This window comes from Actinacidiphila sp. bgisy144 (assembly GCF_057708105.1).
The window spans coordinates 35771-54022 of sequence record NZ_JBYIRM010000024.1 but is presented as its reverse complement, the minus strand read 5'-3'; the positions used below and the strand labels follow the sequence as shown (position 1 = coordinate 54022).

General features: G+C 74.7%; 13 protein-coding genes. 11 read left to right on the top strand and 2 right to left on the bottom strand.

Features of this window, described 5'->3' with window-relative positions:
• The first annotated feature begins 7 nt into the window (after positions 1-7).
• From AC3EVP_RS25370 to meaB, 4 genes are all read left to right on the top strand, one after another.
• A complete protein-coding gene (locus tag AC3EVP_RS25370; protein WP_435133394.1) occupies positions 8-676 on the top strand; it encodes a GntR family transcriptional regulator in 669 nt (222 codons plus the stop codon).
• A 215-nt stretch (positions 677-891) separates the two neighbouring features.
• Entirely contained in the window at positions 892-2733 is a 1842-nt protein-coding gene (locus tag AC3EVP_RS25365) for a methylmalonyl-CoA mutase family protein (RefSeq protein WP_435133391.1), read from the top strand.
• On the top strand, positions 2733-5015 hold the full coding sequence (scpA, locus tag AC3EVP_RS25360) for a methylmalonyl-CoA mutase (RefSeq protein WP_435133547.1): 2283 nt from the start codon (positions 2733-2735) through the stop codon (positions 5013-5015). Before AC3EVP_RS25365 ends, scpA begins: the two co-directional genes overlap by 1 nt.
• A gap of 7 nt (positions 5016-5022) precedes the next feature.
• A complete protein-coding gene (gene meaB / locus AC3EVP_RS25355; RefSeq protein WP_335972849.1) occupies positions 5023-6027 on the top strand; it encodes a methylmalonyl Co-A mutase-associated GTPase MeaB in 1005 nt (334 codons plus the stop codon).
• A gap of 30 nt (positions 6028-6057) precedes the next feature.
• On the opposite strand, the gene AC3EVP_RS25350 is transcribed toward meaB, so the two are convergent.
• On the bottom strand, positions 6058-6495 hold the full coding sequence (locus AC3EVP_RS25350; RefSeq protein ID WP_435133388.1) for a hypothetical protein: 438 nt from the start codon (positions 6493-6495) through the stop codon (positions 6058-6060).
• A 169-nt stretch (positions 6496-6664) separates the two neighbouring features.
• Between AC3EVP_RS25350 and AC3EVP_RS25345 the strand changes: the two genes are divergently transcribed.
• Together AC3EVP_RS25345 and AC3EVP_RS25340 are read left to right on the top strand one after the other, a co-directional pair.
• Positions 6665-7852: a UDP-N-acetylglucosamine--N-acetylmuramyl-(pentapeptide) pyrophosphoryl-undecaprenol N-acetylglucosamine transferase gene (locus AC3EVP_RS25345; protein WP_335972855.1), complete on the top strand. Its 1188-nt coding sequence runs from the start codon at positions 6665-6667 to the stop codon at positions 7850-7852.
• 363 nt (positions 7853-8215) lie between these two features.
• The gene (locus AC3EVP_RS25340) at positions 8216-10255 is read left to right on the top strand and encodes an NPCBM/NEW2 domain-containing protein (RefSeq protein WP_435133385.1); all 2040 of its coding nucleotides are present in this window, start codon (positions 8216-8218) and stop codon (positions 10253-10255) included.
• An 82-nt stretch (positions 10256-10337) separates the two neighbouring features.
• Here the strand turns inward: AC3EVP_RS25340 and AC3EVP_RS25335 are convergent, their stop codons facing one another.
• Positions 10338-12164, bottom strand: coding sequence for an RICIN domain-containing protein (locus AC3EVP_RS25335; RefSeq protein ID WP_435133382.1), 1827 nt, complete (start codon positions 12162-12164; stop codon positions 10338-10340).
• A 361-nt stretch (positions 12165-12525) separates the two neighbouring features.
• Between AC3EVP_RS25335 and AC3EVP_RS25330 the strand changes: the two genes are divergently transcribed.
• From AC3EVP_RS25330 to bla, 5 genes are all read left to right on the top strand, one after another.
• Positions 12526-14916 carry an FdhF/YdeP family oxidoreductase gene (locus tag AC3EVP_RS25330; protein ID WP_435133379.1) on the top strand — a complete coding sequence of 797 codons (2391 nt, stop codon included), beginning with the start codon at positions 12526-12528 and terminating at the stop codon, positions 14914-14916.
• Positions 14913-15266, top strand: a complete 354-nt coding sequence (locus AC3EVP_RS25325; protein ID WP_335972866.1) for a hypothetical protein — start codon at positions 14913-14915, stop codon at positions 15264-15266. The genes AC3EVP_RS25330 and AC3EVP_RS25325 overlap by 4 nt, the downstream gene beginning before the upstream one ends.
• Positions 15267-15441: 175 nt before the next feature.
• The gene (locus tag AC3EVP_RS25320; protein ID WP_435133376.1) at positions 15442-15819 is read left to right on the top strand and encodes an SAV_915 family protein; all 378 of its coding nucleotides are present in this window, start codon (positions 15442-15444) and stop codon (positions 15817-15819) included.
• Between the two features lie 13 nt (positions 15820-15832).
• Complete coding sequence (gene lysA / locus AC3EVP_RS25315; protein WP_435133373.1) at positions 15833-17161, top strand: diaminopimelate decarboxylase; 1329 nt, start codon at positions 15833-15835, stop codon at positions 17159-17161.
• A 68-nt stretch (positions 17162-17229) separates the two neighbouring features.
• Positions 17230-18180 carry a class A beta-lactamase gene (bla, locus tag AC3EVP_RS25310; protein WP_435133371.1) on the top strand — a complete coding sequence of 317 codons (951 nt, stop codon included), beginning with the start codon at positions 17230-17232 and terminating at the stop codon, positions 18178-18180.
• Positions 18181-18252: the final 72 nt, after the last annotated feature.

Sequence of the window (18252 nt, the reverse complement as noted above, 5' to 3'; positions counted from 1 at the left end):
ACAGGTCATGGCTGTGACCGCGAGGCCGGCCGCAGCGGCGGACCCGGCCGGGTCGAAGGTCGCCGACACGATCCGCGAGGCCATCACCGCCGGGGACTTCGCCCCCAACCAGCGCCTGGTGGAAGCCGAGTTGTCCGAGCAGTTCGGCGCGAGCCGGGCGAGCGTGCGGAACGCGCTGGCCCAACTCGCCACCGAGGGGCTGGTCGAGCGCATCCAGAACCGCGGCGCCCGGGTGCGCGCCGTCTCGCTCGACGAGGCCGTGGAGATCACCGAGGTCCGGATGGCCCTGGAGGGCCTGTGCGCCGCGAAGGCCGCCGAGCGCGTCACCGACGCCGACCGCGAGGTGCTGCTCGACCTCGGCGCCCGGATGAAGGCGGCGGTGGCGGCGGGCGACGTGCTGGGCTACTCCGACCTCAACCGCCGCCTGCACGGCCGGGTACTGGAGATGAGCGGCCAGCGCACCGCCTGCGCGGTGCTGGAGCGCCTGCACGGCCAGAACGTCCGCCGCCAGTTCCGGCTGGCCATGCACCCGGGCCGCCCGCAGGTCTCCCTCCCCCAGCACCTCGCGGTCATCGACGCGGTGTGCGCCGGTGACACGGCCGCCGCCGAGGCCGCCATGCGCGCGCACCTGCACTCCGTCGTCAGCGCCCTGCCCGCCCTGGAAAACCCCCACTGATCCACTCCGCCGCCGCGGCGGCCCGGGCGGAGCGGGGGCGGACCCCATGCGGGCCTTTCACCACTACGGCCGGGCCACCTGCGGCAATGGCGGCGAAGCCGCACGTCGGGCCGCCGCTCCCGGCCGCCCGGCGTGCCCGATGTCACGCTACGGGGCGGTAGGAACACGGCGAACGATGCAGACACCGGGCCCCGGCCTTGCCTAGCATCTGTCCCATGACTGTTCTGCCGGACGACGGCGTCTCCGCACCCGACGCGTTCCCGCCCGCCACCCGCGAGCAGTGGCGCGAGCTGGTGGCGGGCGTACTGCGCAAGTCGGGCCGCGAGCTCTCCGGCGAGGAGGCCGAGCGCGCCCTGTCCACCGACCTCGGCGACGGCATCAGCGTGCGCCCGCTCTACACCGCCGACGACACCGCGCCCGACCCGGGCCTGCCCGGCTTCCCGCCGTACGTACGCGGCAGCCGCCCGCTCGGCGGCTGGGACGTACGCCAGCGGCACCTCACGGCGGACCCCGCGGCCGCCAACGAGGCGATCCTCGCCGACCTGGAGAACGGCGCCACCTCGGTGTGGCTGACGGTGGGCGGCGCGGGGCTGCCGGTCGCCGGCCTCGGGCGGGCCCTGGACGGGGTCTACCTCGACCTCGCGCCGGTCGTCCTGGAGGCGGGGGCCGAAACCGGCGCCGCCGCACAGGAGTTGCTGCGGCTGCTGGACGAGCGGGGTGTGGACCCCGCGCAGGCCGCGGGCAACCTCGGCGCCGACCCGCTGGGCCTGGCCGCCCGCACCGGCGCCCCCGCCGCCTACGACGACGCCCTCGCGCTGGCCGTACGCACCGCCGAGCGCTACCCGCGGCTGCGCGCGCTGACCGTGGACGCGCTGCCCTACCACGAGGCCGGCGCGTCGGCCGCGCAGGAACTGGGCGCCTCCCTCGCCACCGGCGTCGCCTACCTGCGGGCGCTGACCGCCGCCGGACTGGACGTCGCCGCCGCCTGCGGCCGGCTGGAGTTCCGCTACGCCGCCACGGCCGACCAGTTCCTCACCATCGCCAAACTCCGCGCGGCCCGCCGGACCTGGGCCCGCGTCGCGCAGGCGGCCGGCGCCCCCGCGGCGGGCGGGCAGCACCAGCACGCCGTCACCTCGACGGTGATGATGACCCGCCGCGACCCGTACGTGAACATGCTGCGCACCACCCTCGCCTGCCTGGGTGCCGGGGTCGGCGGCGCCGACGCGGTGACCGTGCTCCCCTTCGACGAGGCGCTGGGCCGGCCCGACGCGTTCGCCCGCCGGATCGCCCGCAACACCTCCTCGATCCTGCTGGAGGAGTCGCACCTCGGCCAGGTCGCCGACGCGGCCGGCGGCTCCTGGTACGTCGAGTGCCTCACCGACGAACTCGCCCACCGCGCCTGGGAGCTCTTCCAGGAGCTGGAGGCGGCCGGCGGCCAGGAGCGGGCGCTTTCCGCCGGGCTGGTCGGCGAGCGGATCGCGGCCACCTGGCAGGACCGCGGCCGCCGGCTGGCCACCCGCCGCGAACCGGTCACCGGTGTCAGCGAGTTCCCGGACCTGGCCGAGCGGCCGGTCGAGCGCGCCAGCGCCCCGGCCGCGCCGGCGGGCGGCCTGCCGAAGGTGCGGCGCGACGAGGCGTACGAAGTGCTGCGCGCCCGCTCCGACGCCCACCTGGCCGCCACCGGCGTCCGCCCGCGGGTCTTCCTCGCCGCGCTCGGCCCGCCCGCGGTGCACACCGCGCGGGTCTCCTTCGCCTCGAACCTCTTCCAGGCCGGGGGCGTCCAGCCGGTGCACGACCCGGTGACCGTGGACGCCGCCGGCGTCGCCGAGGCGTTCGCGGCCAGCGGCGCCGAACTGGCCTGCGTGTGCTCCAGCGACGCCGTCTACGCCGAGCAGGCCGAGGCGGTCGTCGCGGCGCTGCGCGCGGCCGGCGCCCGCTGGACCGGGGTGGCGGGCAAGCCTGCCGTGGCGCCCGGGGCCGACGGCCATGTCTTCCTGGGCTGCGACGCCGTCGCCGTCCTGACCACCGTCCTCGACCGCGCGGGAGTGGCGGCGTGATGCAGACCCCCGACCCTTCTTCGACCTCCGAGCCGTCGGCGACCCCCGGCTCCTCCCCGATCCCCGACTTCTCGCAGATCCCGCTCGGCACCGGCGACGGTTCCGGCGCCGAGGGCAGCGCCGACAGCGGCACCCTGGAGCAGTGGCGCGCGGCGGTGAAGGAGTCCGCGGCCGGCGGCGGCGCCTCCGACCTCGTATGGGAGACCCCCGAGGGCATCGGCGTCAAGCCGCTGTACACCGCCGCCGATGTGCGGGGCCTGCCCGCGCTGGGCACCTACCCCGGCATCGCGCCCTACCTGCGCGGCCCGTACCCGACCATGTACGTCAACCAGCCGTGGACGATCCGCCAGTACGCGGGCTTCTCCACCGCCGAGGAGTCGAACGCCTTCTACCGGCGCAACCTGGCGGCCGGCCAGAAGGGCCTGTCGGTCGCGTTCGACCTGCCCACCCACCGCGGCTACGACAGCGACCACCCGCGGGTGACCGGCGACGTCGGCATGGCGGGCGTCGCGATCGACTCGATCTACGACATGCGGCAGCTCTTCGACGGCATCCCGCTGGACCGTATGACGGTGTCGATGACCATGAACGGCGCGGTGCTGCCGGTGCTCGCGCTGTACATCGTGGCCGCCGAGGAGCAGGGGGTGCCGCCGGAGAAGCTGGCCGGCACCATCCAGAACGACATCCTCAAGGAGTTCATGGTCCGCAACACCTACATCTACCCGCCGCGGCCCTCGATGCGGATCATCTCCGACATCTTCGCGTACACCTCGCGGAAGATGCCCCGCTACAACTCGATCTCCATCTCCGGCTACCACATCCAGGAGGCCGGTGCGACGGCCGACCTGGAGCTGGCCTACACGCTGGCCGACGGGGTGGAGTACCTGCGGGCGGGCCGGGAGGCGGGGCTGGACGTCGACGCGTTCGCGCCGCGGCTGTCGTTCTTCTGGGCGATCGGGATGAACTTCTTCATGGAGGTCGCGAAGTTGCGGGCGGCCCGGCTGCTGTGGGCCCGGCTGGTGCGGCAGTTCGACCCGAAGAACCCCAAGTCGCTGTCGCTGCGCACCCATTCGCAGACCTCCGGCTGGTCGCTGACCGCGCAGGACGTCTTCAACAACGTCACCCGCACCTGCGTGGAGGCGATGGCCGCCACCCAGGGCCACACCCAGTCCCTGCACACCAACGCGCTGGACGAGGCGCTGGCGCTGCCGACGGACTTCTCCGCGCGGATCGCCCGCAACACCCAGCTGCTGCTCCAGCAGGAGTCCGGCACCACCCGGGTGATCGACCCGTGGGGCGGCAGCGCCTACGTCGAGCGGCTCACCCACGACCTGGCCGAGCGCGCCTGGCAGCACATCCAGGAGGTCGAGGCGGCCGGCGGCATGGCCCAGGCGATCGACGCGGGCATCCCGAAGCTGCGGGTGGAGGAGGCGGCCGCGCGCACCCAGGCACGGATCGACTCCGGCCGGCAGCCGGTGATCGGCGTCAACAAGTACCGGGTGGACAGCGACGAGCAGATCGAGGTGCTCAAGGTCGACAACTCCTCGGTGCGCGCCCAGCAGATCGCCAAGCTGCGGCGGCTGCGCGAGGAGCGCGACGAGGCCGCCTGCCAGGACGCGCTGCGCGCGCTGAGCCGGGCCGCGGGCCGCGCGCCGGGCCCGGACCTGGAGGGCAACCTGCTGGCGCTGGCGGTGGACGCGGCCCGCGCGAAGGCGACGGTCGGCGAGATCTCCGACGCCCTGGAGCAGGTCTACGGGCGGCACGCCGGCCAGATCCGTACGATCACGGGTGTGTACCGCAACGAGGCCGGCCAGTCCCCCACCGTGCAGGGCACCCGGGACCTGGTCGAACGGTTCGAGAAGGCGGAGGGGCGGCGGCCGCGCATCCTCGTCGCGAAGATGGGCCAGGACGGCCACGACCGGGGGCAGAAGGTGATCGCCACCGCCTTCGCCGACCTCGGCTTCGACGTGGACGTCGGCCCGCTCTTCCAGACCCCGGCGGAGGTGGCGCGGCAGGCGGTGGAGGCCGACGTGCACATCGTCGGCGTGTCGTCGCTGGCCGCCGGGCACCTGACGCTGGTGCCCGCGCTCCGCGAGGAGCTGGCGGCCGAGGGCCGGGAGGACATCATGATCGTGGTGGGCGGGGTGATCCCGCCGCAGGACGTCGCCGCGCTCCACGAGGCGGGCGCCGCGGCGGTCTTCCCGCCGGGCACGGTCATCCCGGAGGCGGCGCGCGACCTGGTGGCCCGGCTCGGTGCCGCCCTCGGACACGAGGAGTTGTAGCCGCGGCATGCTCAGGGACGTCGACGGTTATGCCAAGGGTGTGCTCGACGGGCGGCGCGCCTTCGTGGCGCGGGCGATCACCCTGGTGGAGTCCACCCGGCCCGAGCACCGGGTGCTGGCGCAGCGGCTGCTGACTCAGCTGCTGCCGCACAGCGGCGGGGCCCGGCGGATCGGGGTCAGCGGGGTGCCGGGGGTGGGCAAGTCCACCTTCATCGACGCCTTCGGCACCATGCTCACCGGGCTGGGCCACAAGGTGGCGGTGCTGGCGGTGGACCCGTCCTCGACCCGCACCGGCGGCTCCATCCTCGGTGACAAGACGCGGATGGAGCGGCTGGCGGTGGACCCGTCGGCGTTCGTCCGGCCCTCGCCGAGCGCGGGCACCCTGGGCGGCGTGGCGAAGGCCACCCGGGAGTCGATGGTGGTGATGGAGGCCGCCGGATACGACGTGGTGCTGGTGGAGACCGTCGGCGTCGGCCAGTCCGAGACGGCCGTGGCGGGCATGGTGGACTCCTTCCTGCTGCTCACCCTGGCCCGCACCGGCGACCAGCTCCAGGGCATCAAGAAGGGCGTGCTGGAGCTGGCGGACGTGATCGCGGTCAACAAGGCCGACGGCCCGCACGAGCGCGACGCGCGCGGCGCCGCCCGTGAACTGGCGGGCGCGCTGCGGCTGATGCACCCCGCGGACGCGTCCTGGACGCCGCCGGTGCTCAGTTGCAGCGCCCGCGAGTCGAGCGGCCTGGACACCGTCTGGGAGCGGCTGGAGCAGCACCGGTCGCTGCTGGCGAAGGACGGGCGGCTGGACGCCAAACGGCGTGAGCAGCAGGTCGCGTGGGCGTGGTCGATGGTCGAGGACGAGTTGCTGGGGCGCCTGCGCGGCCACCCGGGGGTGCGGTCGGCGGCGCCGTACCTGGAGGAGCAGGTGCGCGCCGGGAGGATCACTGCGGCCGGCGCCGCCGACCGGCTGCTGGCGGTCTTCGACGGCCGCGATCCGCAGTCCCCGCCCGGGGCGTGAGGTCAGCCGACCGGCAACCCGGACGGGGCCTCAACGGCCGTACGGGCGGCGGTCCTCCGGGGCGGCGGGCGCGTCGGCGGGCGGTGCTGCGGGCACGTCGGCGGGGCCGAGGACCTCGACGACGAGCTTGGTGTGCTGGCCGTCCAGCCCTTCCACCATCACCAGTGTGCAGGCCCGCACCCGGGCCCGGTAGACGCGCCTGACGGGGAGGTCGGTGCGCGGGGTCAGCGGGTAGTCGTTCGCCGTGAAGCTGTTGCCGCCGTTGTCGCCGCGGTGGACGTGCATGTGGTTCATGTAGCGAATGTTGGTGGCGACGTCGAGGATCACCGGGTGCCGGAAGGGCTGGTCCCACGCCGGGTGCCAGCTGTTGCGCTTCTTCTCCGGCCGGGTGTCGGCGAACTCGGTCACCTCGATCTCGTGCCCGGCGGGTATGGGGGCCGGGTAGTTGAGCGTCAGCGTCGCTTCCATGGGCCGCAGCGTAGTGCCCGCCGGGCGGCCGGCGGGTGGTCCGGAGCCGTCCGCGCGGTCACCCGTACGGTCCCGGACCGCACCCTGCGCGGCACCGCGAGGTCCCGGTGCGCCCGCGGTAGCGGCACCGCGGGCGGCGGACCGGCAGCGGAGTCGGTAGGGTGCGCGCGTGAACACTCCCTCTGCCACCCCGCCCGTCCCGTCCTCCTTCCGACTGATCGTCACCGGAGGCGGCACCGGCGGGCACACATATCCCGCGCTCACCGCGATCCGTACCCTCCAGGCCCGGCTGGCGGCCGGCGGCGGCGCGCTCGACGTGCTGTGGATCGGCACCGAGGAGGGGCTGGAGGCGCGGGTCGCCCCGGCCGAGGGCATCGCCTTCGACACCGTCGTCACCGGCAAGATCCGCCGCTCCAGCAACCCGCTGAAGATGGCCTCGCCCGCGAACATGCGGGACATGGCGCGGGTGCCGCTCGGCGTGGCGCAGGCGCGCCGGATCGTCTCCGGGTTCCGGCCGGACGTCGTGCTGGCCACCGGCGGCTATGTCGCGGTGCCCGCGGGCCTGGCCGCCCGCATGTGCAAGCGCCCGCTGGTGCTGCACGAGCAGACGGTGCGGCTGGGGCTGGCCAACCGCAAGCTGGCCGGCTCGGCGGCCCGGATCGCGCTGTCCTCCGACTCCTCGCTCGCCCTGCTGCCCGAGCAGCTGCGGCCCCTCGCGGTGGTGACCGGCAACCCGATCCGCCCGGAGGTGCTGACCGGCCACCCGGACAAGGCGATCAGCGCGCTGAACCTGTACGGCTTCGAGCGCGGCCTGCCCACGGTCTACGTCACCGGCGGCGCGCAGGGCTCGCAGCAGATCAACGACGTGGTGCGCGACGCGCTGCCCTGGCTGCTGGAGCGGGCGAACGTCATCCACCAGTGCGGCCCGGCCAACGTGGACGACCTGCGCCGCCATGTGGCCGGCCTGCACCCGGGGCTGGCCGCCCGCTACCACCTCACCGGCTTCGTCGGCCCCGAGCTGCCGGACGTGCTCGCGCTGGCCGACCTGGTGGTCTCGCGCAGCGGCGCCGGCACCCTCGCCGAGCTGACGGCGCTGGGCAAGCCGGCCGTCTTCATCCCGCTGGCCACCTCCGCGGGCAACGAACAGGCCCACAACGCCCGGCACCTGGAGGAGTCCGGCGCCGCCGTCGCCCTGATCGGCGAGGTCACCGCCGACCGCCTCGTGGCCGCGGCCGGCCCGCTGCTCACCGACCCCGCCCGCCGCGCCGCCATGGCCGCTCAGGCCCGCGCCCACGGCCGCCCCGACGCCGCCGACCGCCTGGTGGACGTCCTGCTGTCGGTGGCCACCCGCTCCTGACCCCCTCCCCCTCCCCTCCTCCTTCGACGGGCCCGGCCTTCCCACCGGGCCCGTTCCCTTTTCCCAGGTTCTACCGAGTTTTGCCGGTTTTTTCCGGGTTTTTCGCGGGGCGAACCGGCTGCGGCGGTACGCCACAGCGCGCAGGAGAGCCCGGCGCACATGTCTTGTCAAAGACACGTCACAGCTTCTACGGTGTGGCCGCGAAAGAAAATGCTCGACTCTGTTTCCTTACGTTGAATTGCCTGCGCGCGAGCCGCCGTCGGCCGGACGTCCGACGCATGCGCGCAGGCCGGGCCGGCCGGGAGGGGCCGGCCCTGTTCCGTTCCGTTCGGTTCTCCGAATCACGCGAGCAGAGGAAGCCACATGCCAAGATCCGTCCGCAGGCTGATCGCCTGTGCGACCGCCGGCGTGCTGTGGGCCGGCGGTCTGGGCGCCGCCGCCACCGCCGCGCAGGTGGCCGTCGCCGCGGCGCCCGCCGCCGCTCTCGACAACGGCCTGGCGCTGACCCCGCCGATGGGCTTCAACGACTGGAACGCCTTCGGGTGCGACGTCAGCGAGCAGCTCATCGAGCAGACCGCCGACTACCTGGTCAGCTCCGGGCTGAAGGACGACGGCTACACCTACGTCAACATCGACGACTGCTGGCAGACGCACACCCGCGACGCCGACGGGCGGCTGGTGCCGGACCCGGCGAAGTTCCCCGACGGGATCAAGGGCACCGCCGACTACGTGCACGCCAAGGGCCTCAAGCTCGGCATCTACGAGGACGCGGGCACCGCGACCTGCGCCGGCTACCCCGGCAGCCTCGGCCACGAGGCCACCGACGCGCAGTCGTTCGCGGACTGGGGCGTGGACTACCTCAAGTACGACAACTGCAACAACCAGAGCGACGGCACGCAGGCGGACTACGTGGCGCGCTACACCGCGATGCGCGACGCGCTGAAGGCCACCGGCCGCCCGATCGTCTTCTCGCTGTGCGAGTGGGGCGTCAACGACCCCTGGCAGTGGGCCGGCGACGTCGGCAACTCCTGGCGCACCACCGGCGACATCAACGACTCCTGGTCGAGCATGCTCGGCATCGCCAAGGCGAACATGCCGCTGGGCGCCGACTCCGGACCGGGCCGCTGGAACGACCCGGACATGCTGGAGGTCGGCAACGGCGGCATGACGGACACGGAGTACCGCACCCACTTCTCGCTCTGGTCGGTCATGGACGCGCCGCTGCTGATCGGCACCGACCTGCGCAAGGCCACCCCGCAGACGCTGGCGATCCTCGGCAACAAGGACGTCATCGCTTTGAACCAGGACCCGCTGGGCTCGGCGGCCACCGTCATCTCCTCCGACACCTCCGCGGGCACCTACGTGCTCAGCAAGAAGCTCGCCGACGGCGGCCGGGCGGTGGCGCTGTTCAACTCCGCCGACACCGCGCAGCACATCTCCACCACCGCCGAGGCCGCCGGGCTGCCCCGCCGCGCCAGTTACGCGGTGCGCGACCTGTGGAGCCACACCGACTACGACAGCGCGGGCACGCTGGCGGCGACGGTGCCCGCGCACGGCACGGTGCTGCTGCGGGTCGGCGCGAGCGCGGCGGGCGGCGCGGCCGCGCTGCGCGACCCGGCGCTGCTGGACACCGGCGTCTCGCACGCGCCCGACCACCTCGAGCCCGGCGCCTCCGCGACCGTGGACACCTACGCCACCGACCTCGGCGCGCTGCCGGCCACCGGTCTGCACGTCAGCCTGGACGCCCCGGCGGGCTGGACGGTGAAGGCCGCGGGCGCGACCGGCACCCCGCTGCTGCTCAAGGGCCGTACGTTCGCCACGCCGTGGACCGTCACGGCGCCGACCGGCACCGCGCAGGGCACGTACCCGCTGTCCGGGACGGTCAGCTACGACCCGCCGGGCGGCCGCAAGCAGGTGAGCGTGCCGCTGGCGGGCAGTGTCACCGTGGAGGTGCCGCCGCCGTCCGGCACCAGCTACCTCAGCGACCTGGACTGGGTGACCGCCACGAACGGGTGGGGCCCGGTCGAGCGGGACCAGAGCAACGGCGAGACCGCGGCCGGCGACGGCCACCCGCTGACGATCGGCGGCACCGTCTTCGCCAAGGGCCTGGGCGCCCACGCGCCCAGCACGGTCACCTACTACCTCGGCGGCGGGTGCAGCACGGTCACCGCGACCGTCGGCGTGGACGACGAGAAGGACGGCAAGGGCACCGTGGAGTTCGAGGTGACCGCCGACGGCCGGCAGGTCGCCGACAGCGGGGTACTCACCAATGCCGACGGGCCGACCCCGCTGGCCGCCGACGTCACCGGCGCCCAGCAGGTCCAGCTGATCGTCACCGACGGCGGCGACGGCAACGACAGCGACCACGCGGACTGGGCGGACGCGCAGGTCACCTGCTCCTGACGGGACATCAGCCGGCGGGCGGCGGGGGCGCGTTGCGGCGCCCCCGCCGCCCGCCGTGCCGTGTCGTCGGGGCGGGGCCGGGTCAGCCGGCGGCGGTCAGCGTCAGGGTCTGCTCGGCGGCGCCGCGCCGACCGCCGACGGCGCTGCCGGTGCGGTCGCTCCAGCTGCGCGCCGGGGTGGTCTCGGTGCCCCGACCGGCGGCGGCCGGCAGTGCGAGCACCAGCCCGCTGTAGCGGTTGACCAGCTTGAAGGTGCCGGTCCGCGTGCCGTCGGCGGAGGTGCCGGGCAGCACGAACCACTGCTGCCCGACGGTGGGACCGGCGGCCGGCAGCGCGGTGAGCACCGGCGCCGTGCCCCAGGCCCGGCCGGCGGCGCCGGTGGGCACGCCCAGCGCCCGGCCGGTGGCGGCGCTGGTGATCCGGTACGAGCCGTCGCCGTTCGCGGTGAACTTCCAGCTCTGCGCGGCCGGCCGGCCCGCGGCCGGGGCCGCCGCCGCGGTGCCGGCGCCGCGGGCGGCGAGCACCCGCCCGGCGCCGCTCGCGATCGTGTAGGTGCCGCCCGAGACGACCGGCGCGGCGGCGGACCCGGCCGGGTCGATCGTCACGTTCGCGTACTGCCCGTCGGAGCCGTCGGCGCAGGCGATCGAGCAGTAGGCGCGGAAGCTGCGGCCGACGATGGTGGAGCTGGTCTTGTTCGCGCTGTCCAGCATCCAGCGGTACCACGACGCGGTGGTGTAGCCGCCGGTGTCGCCGAGCAGGGTCCACTTCTGGGTGGCGAGGTCGGCGGTGGCGTAGAACTGCTGGGGCGCGTTGCCGCTCTGGTCGACCGCCTGCGGCTCGCCGATGTAGAGCCCGAGGTAGGCGTCGTAGGAGACGTCCATCACGAACAGCGGCGAGGTGGGCGGGGCGGTGCCGGCCGCGACCTGCGCGCTGACGGTGCCCGGGGTGGCCGGGTCGTACTCGGCGGCGGGGTCGGTGTAGCCGGTGTCGCCCGCCGAGGCCACCGGCACGATGTTGCTCTCCTTGCCGCCGGTGCCGGGCTGCGACCAGGAGCCGTCGTACCACTTCTGCCAGGAGTCCGGTGCCATCTTCGCGGCGATCGGGGCGCGGGCGACGTGCTCGTAGAACGCCTTCCAGCCGCCGTTCTTGTCCACCGCGCGCGAGCCGTAGTAGACGTAGAAGTACCCCGAGGCGGTGTCGACGAACAGCCGCTGGTCGCCGTCGCCGTAGTAGTAGGTCTGCTGCGGGAAGGCCGCGGTGTCGCCGCGCTCGGTGCTGTACGGCGAGGTCAGCGCGTGGCCCTTGATGGTCCAGGTGCGGCCCTGGTCGGTGGAGACGGCGTAGTCGATGGCGTCGAAGTGGATGCCGTCGCCGAAGGGCTGCGGGGTGAACTCGTTGTGCACCAGCCCGTACCAGTCGCCGGTGTCGGGGTCGACCCAGGTGCCCACCAGGTCGCAGAAGTTGCGCTGGGTGTAGCCGGAGCCGGCCGGGGCGGGGGTGGCGTCCTTGCCGGTGGGGCTGTTGTCGCAGCGCCAGGTCGTGTCGTTGTTGCGGTCGCGCGGCTCGGCCGGGTTCACCGCGTCGCTGATCGCGCCGGAGCGGGTCGCGGTGTCCATGTCGGTGCCGGTGAAGAAGTCCCAGGAGCGCGGCCCGTCGGTGCCGTAGTCGGCGACGGACTGCTGGAAGTAGTAGGTGCCGTCCTTGTCGATGTACGAGCTGGCCGGGGTGTCGGTGGGGTAGGCGTAGCTGCCGGTCGTCCCGACGGAGACCGTGTAGCCGGAGGCGGCCGGGGAGGCGGCGGCCGTGGTGGTCGCCGTGGCGGCGGTCGCGCCGGTCCCGGCGCCGGCGCCGACCACGGCCAGGGCCGCGGCCAGCAGCGCGACGGCCAGTCTTGTTCGAGGGTGTGGCATGCCAGTCCTTCGTCTCGGGGGGGTTGGGTCGACGGCGGATCGTCGCCGTCCGAGGCACGGACGGCGGGCGTGGTGAAGTTGCCCGGAACCCTAGCCAGTTGGCATCGATAACACCAGAGCCGGAGTGGACCCATCGCCTGGATCTGGTGTTTGTCCAGGCGCTTCGCCGCATCGAGAAGTGGTTTTGGCATCGATAACATCGGGGGCGCGACCGCGGGCTTCCGCGCACCCCGCGAACCGCCGGTGCCCGGCCTGTCGCGTGGCAGCACCGGCACACCCCGGCTTAGCATGCGGCGAACCCCGAGACGTGCCGGGAGGCCGCGCCGCCTGCCTCCCCCGCGACGGCGGAAGGACCCCAGCCATGAGCACCGACGGCGACACCGGCCACCGCGACGGGGACGCGGCGGCGCAGGCCCCGGCCACCGGGGACGCCCTGCCCGGCGCCGCGTCGCAGCGGGCCGCCGCGCCCGACGGCCGCCCCGCCTTCCGCCGCTACCGCCACCCGGCCGCGGGGTGGGGCGCCGCCGCGAGCGTCGGCCGCGCGCTGGCCCGGCAGGGCGAGCTGCTGGACGGCCCGCGGGCGATCATGAAGATGAACCACGAGAACGGCGGCTTCGACTGCCCCGGGTGCGCCTGGCCGGACGACACCAAGGGCCTGCACCTGGACATCTGCGAGAACGGCATCAAGCACGTCACCTGGGAGATGACCCGCAAGCGGGTGGACCGGGACTTCTTCGCCGCGCACTCGGTCACCGAGCTGTCGGGGTGGAGCGACTTCGCCCTGGAGGACCAGGGCCGGCTGACCGAGCCGATGGTCTACGACGCGGCCTCGGACCACTACGTGCCCATCACCTGGGCGGACGCCTTCGCGCTGTTCGGCCGCACCGTGCGGGCGCTGGACGACCCGAACCGGGCCGCCTACTACACCTCGGGCCGGCTCGGCAACGAGGCGACGTTCCTGTACCAGCTGATGGCCCGGGAGCTCGGCACCAACAACCTGCCGGACTGCTCCAACATGTGCCACGAGGCGAGCGGCCGGGCGCTGACCGCGGCGCTGGGCACCGGCAAGGGCACCGTCGACCTGGGGGACTGGGAGGCGACGGACGCGCTGTTCGTCCTGGGCGTCAACGCCGCCTCCAACGCGCCGAGGATGCTCACCGCGCTGGCCGCCGCCTACCGCCGCGGCGCGCAGATCGTGCACGTGAACCCGCTGGTCGAGGCGGCCGCGACCCGGACGATCGTGCCGCACGAGTTCACCGACATGGCGCTGGCGAAGTCCACCCCGACCGGCACCCTCGACCTCCAGGTGCGCATCGGCGGGGACATGGCGCTGCTGCGCGGCATGTCCAAGGCCGTGTTCGAGTTGGCCGCCGTCGACCCGAAGGCGCTGGACGCGGAGTTCGTCGAGCGCCACACCAGCGGCTTCGCGGAGTACCGGGCGCTGTGCGAGCGGACGCCGTGGCCGCAGATCGAGGAGCAGAGCGGTCTGACCCGCGCGGCAATCCGTGCCGCCGCGCAGGTCTACCGCGACGCCGACCGCAGCATCTTCAGCTGGTGCCTGGGCATCACCCAGCACGAGCACGGGGTGGACACCGTCCGGGAGATCGTCAACCTCCTGCTGCTGCGCGGGAACCTGGGGCGCGAGGGCGCCGGGCCCTCGCCGGTGCGCGGGCACAGCAACGTGCAGGGCAACCGGACCTGCGGCATCGACCACCGGCCCGGGGCCGCGTTCCTGGACCGGCTGGCCGCGGTGTGCGGCATCGACCCGCCGCGCGCGCCCGGCCTGGACACCGTCCGCACCCTGGAGGCGATGCACCGCGGCGAGGTGAGGGTCTTCGTCGGCATGGGCGGCAACTTCGCGCGGGCCGCGCCCGACACCGCGTACACCTTCGCGGGGCTGCGGGCCTGCGACCTCACCGTGCAGGTGAGCACCAAGCTCAATCGCAGCCATCTGGTGCACGGCCGCCAGGCCCTGATCCTGCCGTGCCTGGGCCGCACCGAGAAGGACGAGCGGCCGGGCGGGGTGCAGAGCACGTCGGTCGAGGACTCGATGAGCATGGTGCACCTGTCGGTGGGGATGAAGCGCCCGGCCTCCCCGCACCTGCTCTCCGAGCCCGCCATCATCGCGGGCCTGGCCCGCGCCGCCCTCCCGGACAGCGCCACCGCCTGGGAGTGGTACGTCGAGGACTACGACCGCGTCCGCGACACCATGGCCAAGGTCCTGGACGGCTTCGAGGACTTCAACCGCCGGGTGCGGCTGCCGCTGGGCTTCCGGATCAGGCAGCCGGCGCGGGAGCTGGTCTTCCACACGCCCTCGGGGCGGGCGGAGTTCTCCACCGCGGCCCTGCCGGACGTCCGGCCCGCGCCGGGCACCCTGTCGCTGGGGACGATGCGCTCGCACGACCAGTGGAACACCACGATCTACTCCGAGGACGACCGCTACCGCGGGGTGCGCAACCTGCGCACCCTGGTCTTCATGAACCCCGAGGACATGGGCGAGCGCGGACTCGACCCGTTCGACCCGGTCGACATCACCAGCACCGCCGGGGACGGCAGCACCCGCACCCTGGAGGGCTACCTCGCGATCCCGTACGGCATCCCGCGCGGCTGCGCGGCCGGCTACATGCCCGAGATGAACGTGCTGTGCGCGATCGGCGACCGCAGCACGCAGAGCGACCAGCCGATCATGAAGCACCTCAAGGTCACCGTCACCCGCCGGGCGGCGGCCGGCGGCGGGGAGCAGGCGCGATGACCGACCCGGTGTGGAAGAAGGACCCCGAGGAGCACGACTTCCCCGCGGCCGCGGACTACCTCGAACTCCTGCTGCCGCCCGAGCAGGCCCAGGACGCGGTGCGGCGCCTGAGGGCGGTCCCCACCACGTCCAGGAAGGCCAAGGACATCCTGCGCGCCTCGGGCCTGGAGCTGCTGTCCGCCCGCAACCCGCACGTCGCCCACGACATGAAGAAGGCGGTGCTCGGCAAGAAGCTCTCCCCGGTGCTGCTGCTGCGCGGCCGGCCGCTGCTGATCGCCGACGGCTACCACCGGGTCTGCGCCATCCACTACCTCTCGGAGGACCTGGAAGTCCCCTGCCGCCTGGCCTGAGCACCGGGCCGGCCGGGCCGCGCGGTGGCCGTCAGCGTCCCGTCAGGAGGGCGCCGCGGGGCGTCAAGCGCGCGTCAGGGGGCGGCGGGCACCCAGGTCCGCGGGCTTAGCGTCGACGAGGCGCCCACGGCACCCCGCCGGACGCCGGTTCCACGCTCTGCACCTGGAGGCACCTGTGGCTGCGACCCGTCACCCGGAGGACCCCGACCCCCACGAACCCGTCCCGGCCGGACCGCTGCTCGTCCCCGTCCGTCCGGGCCCGGGCGGGTGCACCGCGCGCTTCTTCCGCACCCCGCTGGGCACCCGCACCGCGGTCGGCTTCACCAGCGCCGAGCGCCTGGCGGCGGCGCTGGGCCCCGACCAGCCGTGGGTCAGGCTGTCGGCGGCGGCGCTGCGGGCGCTCGCCGAACCGCTGGGCGTCACCTGCGTGACGGTGGACCCGCGGTTCTGCGCGCCCGCGCCCGCCCGGGTGCCGGCGGCACCGGCGGCACCGGTGTCCGTGCCGACCGGACCGACCGTGCGGCGCCCCGGCGCGCTGCGGGCGATCGGCTGAGGGGGCGCGCGACATGTCCGTCTCCGTCGCCTCCCCCGCCCCGGACCTCGCGATCTGGCCCGCCTCGACCCGGCTGCCGGCCGGCGGCGACCAGGACGTCACCGTCGGCGGGGTCTCCCTCGTCGAGGCCGCCGAGCGGTTCGGCACCCCTTTGTACGTCCTCGACGAGGGCGAGGTCCGCGACCGCTGCCGCGCCTACCGCGCCGCGTTCCCCGACGCCGAGGTCCTCTACGCGGCCAAGGCGTTCCTGTGCCGTGCCGTCGCCCGGTGGGTGGCCGACGAGGGGCTCGGACTCGACGTCTGCTCGGCCGGGGAACTGGGTGTGGCCGTCGCGGCGGGCGTGCCCGCCGAGCGGATCGTGCTGCACGGCAACGCCAAGAGCCCGGAGGACCTGAACACCGCGGTGCGCCTGGGTGTCGGGCTGATCGTCCTGGACGGCATGTCCGAGATCGCCCGGCTGGCGTCCATCGTGGCGCCCACCGACCGCCAGCAGGTCATGGTGCGGGTCGCGCCGGGCGTGGCGGCCGGCGCGCACGCCGCAGTGCGCATCGGCACCGACGACCAGAAGTTCGGCCTGTCCCTCGCCGACGGCTCCGCGCACCACGCCGTCGAGCGGATCATCGGGCAGCCGCGCCTCGAACTCGTCGGCCTGCACTGCCACCTCGGCTCGCAGATCGCCACCACCGGCCCGTACGTCGCCGCGCTGCGCCGGATGGTCGGGCTGATGGCCCGTATCCGCGACCGGCACGGCCTGGTCCTGGGCCGGCTCGACCTCGGCGGCGGGCATGCCATCGCCTACCGCCCCGGCGAGCAGGCGCTCGACCCGCGGCTGCTGGCCCACCGGGTCCGCACCGAGCTGGCGGCCGGCTGCGCCCGGGCCGGGCTGCCCGTGCCCCGCCTCACCCTGGAGCCCGGGCGCGCGGTGGTCGGCCCGGCCGGGGTCGCGGTCTACCGCGTGCTGTCGGTCAAGCGCACCCCGGTGCGCACCTTCGTCGCCGTCGACGGCGGCATGGGCGACAACCCCCGGCCCGCGCTGTACGGGGTCCGCTACGCCCCGCGCCTCGTCGGCCGCCGCTCCCCCGCCGCCACGGCCCCGGTCACCGTGGTCGGCCGGCACTGCGAGGCGGGCGACATCCTCGCCGAGGGGGTGCCGCTGCCCGCCGACATCCGGCCCGGCGACCTCCTGGCGGTGCCCGCCGCCGGCGCCTACCACCTGTCGATGGCCTCCGACTACAACCTCGTCGGCCGTCCCCCGGTCGTCGCCGTCCGCGACGGCGCGGCCCGCGTGCTGGTGCGGCGCGAGTCGCTGGCCGACATGAGCCGCCGCGACGTCGGCCTGTGAGCCGGCGGGCCGCGCCACGGCGGCGGGGGTCGTTGACCCGGTGGGGCGCGCCGCCCACAGTGGTGCGCATGCCTGCGACCGATCGGCGTACCCGGCGGGCGGCGGGTGCGCTCGCCGCCGTATCCCTCCTGACGGCCGGGTGCGGTGCCGGCGCGCCCCGCGCCGCGCATGTCGCGCCCTCCCCGGCGGGCACCGGCACCGTCCGGGACGCCGACGCGGCCGGGGCGCTGGCCGCGCTGGAGCAGCGGTACCGCGCGCACCTCGGGGTGTACGTCCTGGACACCGGGTCGGGCCGGAGCGTCGCCTACCGGGCGGACCGGCGGTTCGCGCACTGCTCGACGGTGAAGGTGCTCGCCGCGGCCGCGCTCCTGGCCCGGGAGACGGACGCCGGGCTCGACGAGGTCGTCAGGTATCCGGCCGCGGACCTGGTGGCGTACTCGCCGGTGACGTCGCGGCACGCCGGGAGCGGCCCGGGCGGCGGGATGACGCTGCGGGCGGTCATGGCGGCGGCACTGCGGTACAGCGACAACACCGCCGAGAACCTGATGCTGGACCGGCTCGGCGGCCCGGCCGGGCTGCGGCGGGCGGTGCGCGGCATGGGCGACGCCGTCACCGGGGTCGACCGGCCCGAGCCCGCGCTCAACACGGCCCTCCCCGGGGACACCCGCGACACCAGCACCGCCCGCGCGCTCGGCACCGACCTGCGCGCGCTGCTGGTCGGCGGCGCCCTGCCGGCCGGCCGCCGCGCTCTGCTCACCGGCCTGATGGTGCGCAACACCACCGGCGGCCCCTATGTGCGGGCCGGGGTGCCGTCGGGGTGGAAGGTCGCCGACAAGACCGGCAGCGGCGGGTACGGGACCCGCAACGACATCGCGGTGGCCTGGCCGCCGCACGGCGCGCCCGTGGTGGTCAGTGTGCTGTCCGACCGCGGGCGCGCGGACGCGGCGTCCGCGGACGGGCTGGTCGCGGACGCCACGAAGGCCGCGCTCGACGCGCTGGGGTACCAGGGCCTGTCGTGAAAGTCCCGCTTTCCTCTCGGTCGAGCGGCGGGATCTTCGCATCAGGCGCCAGGCATATCGAGCAACCCGGTA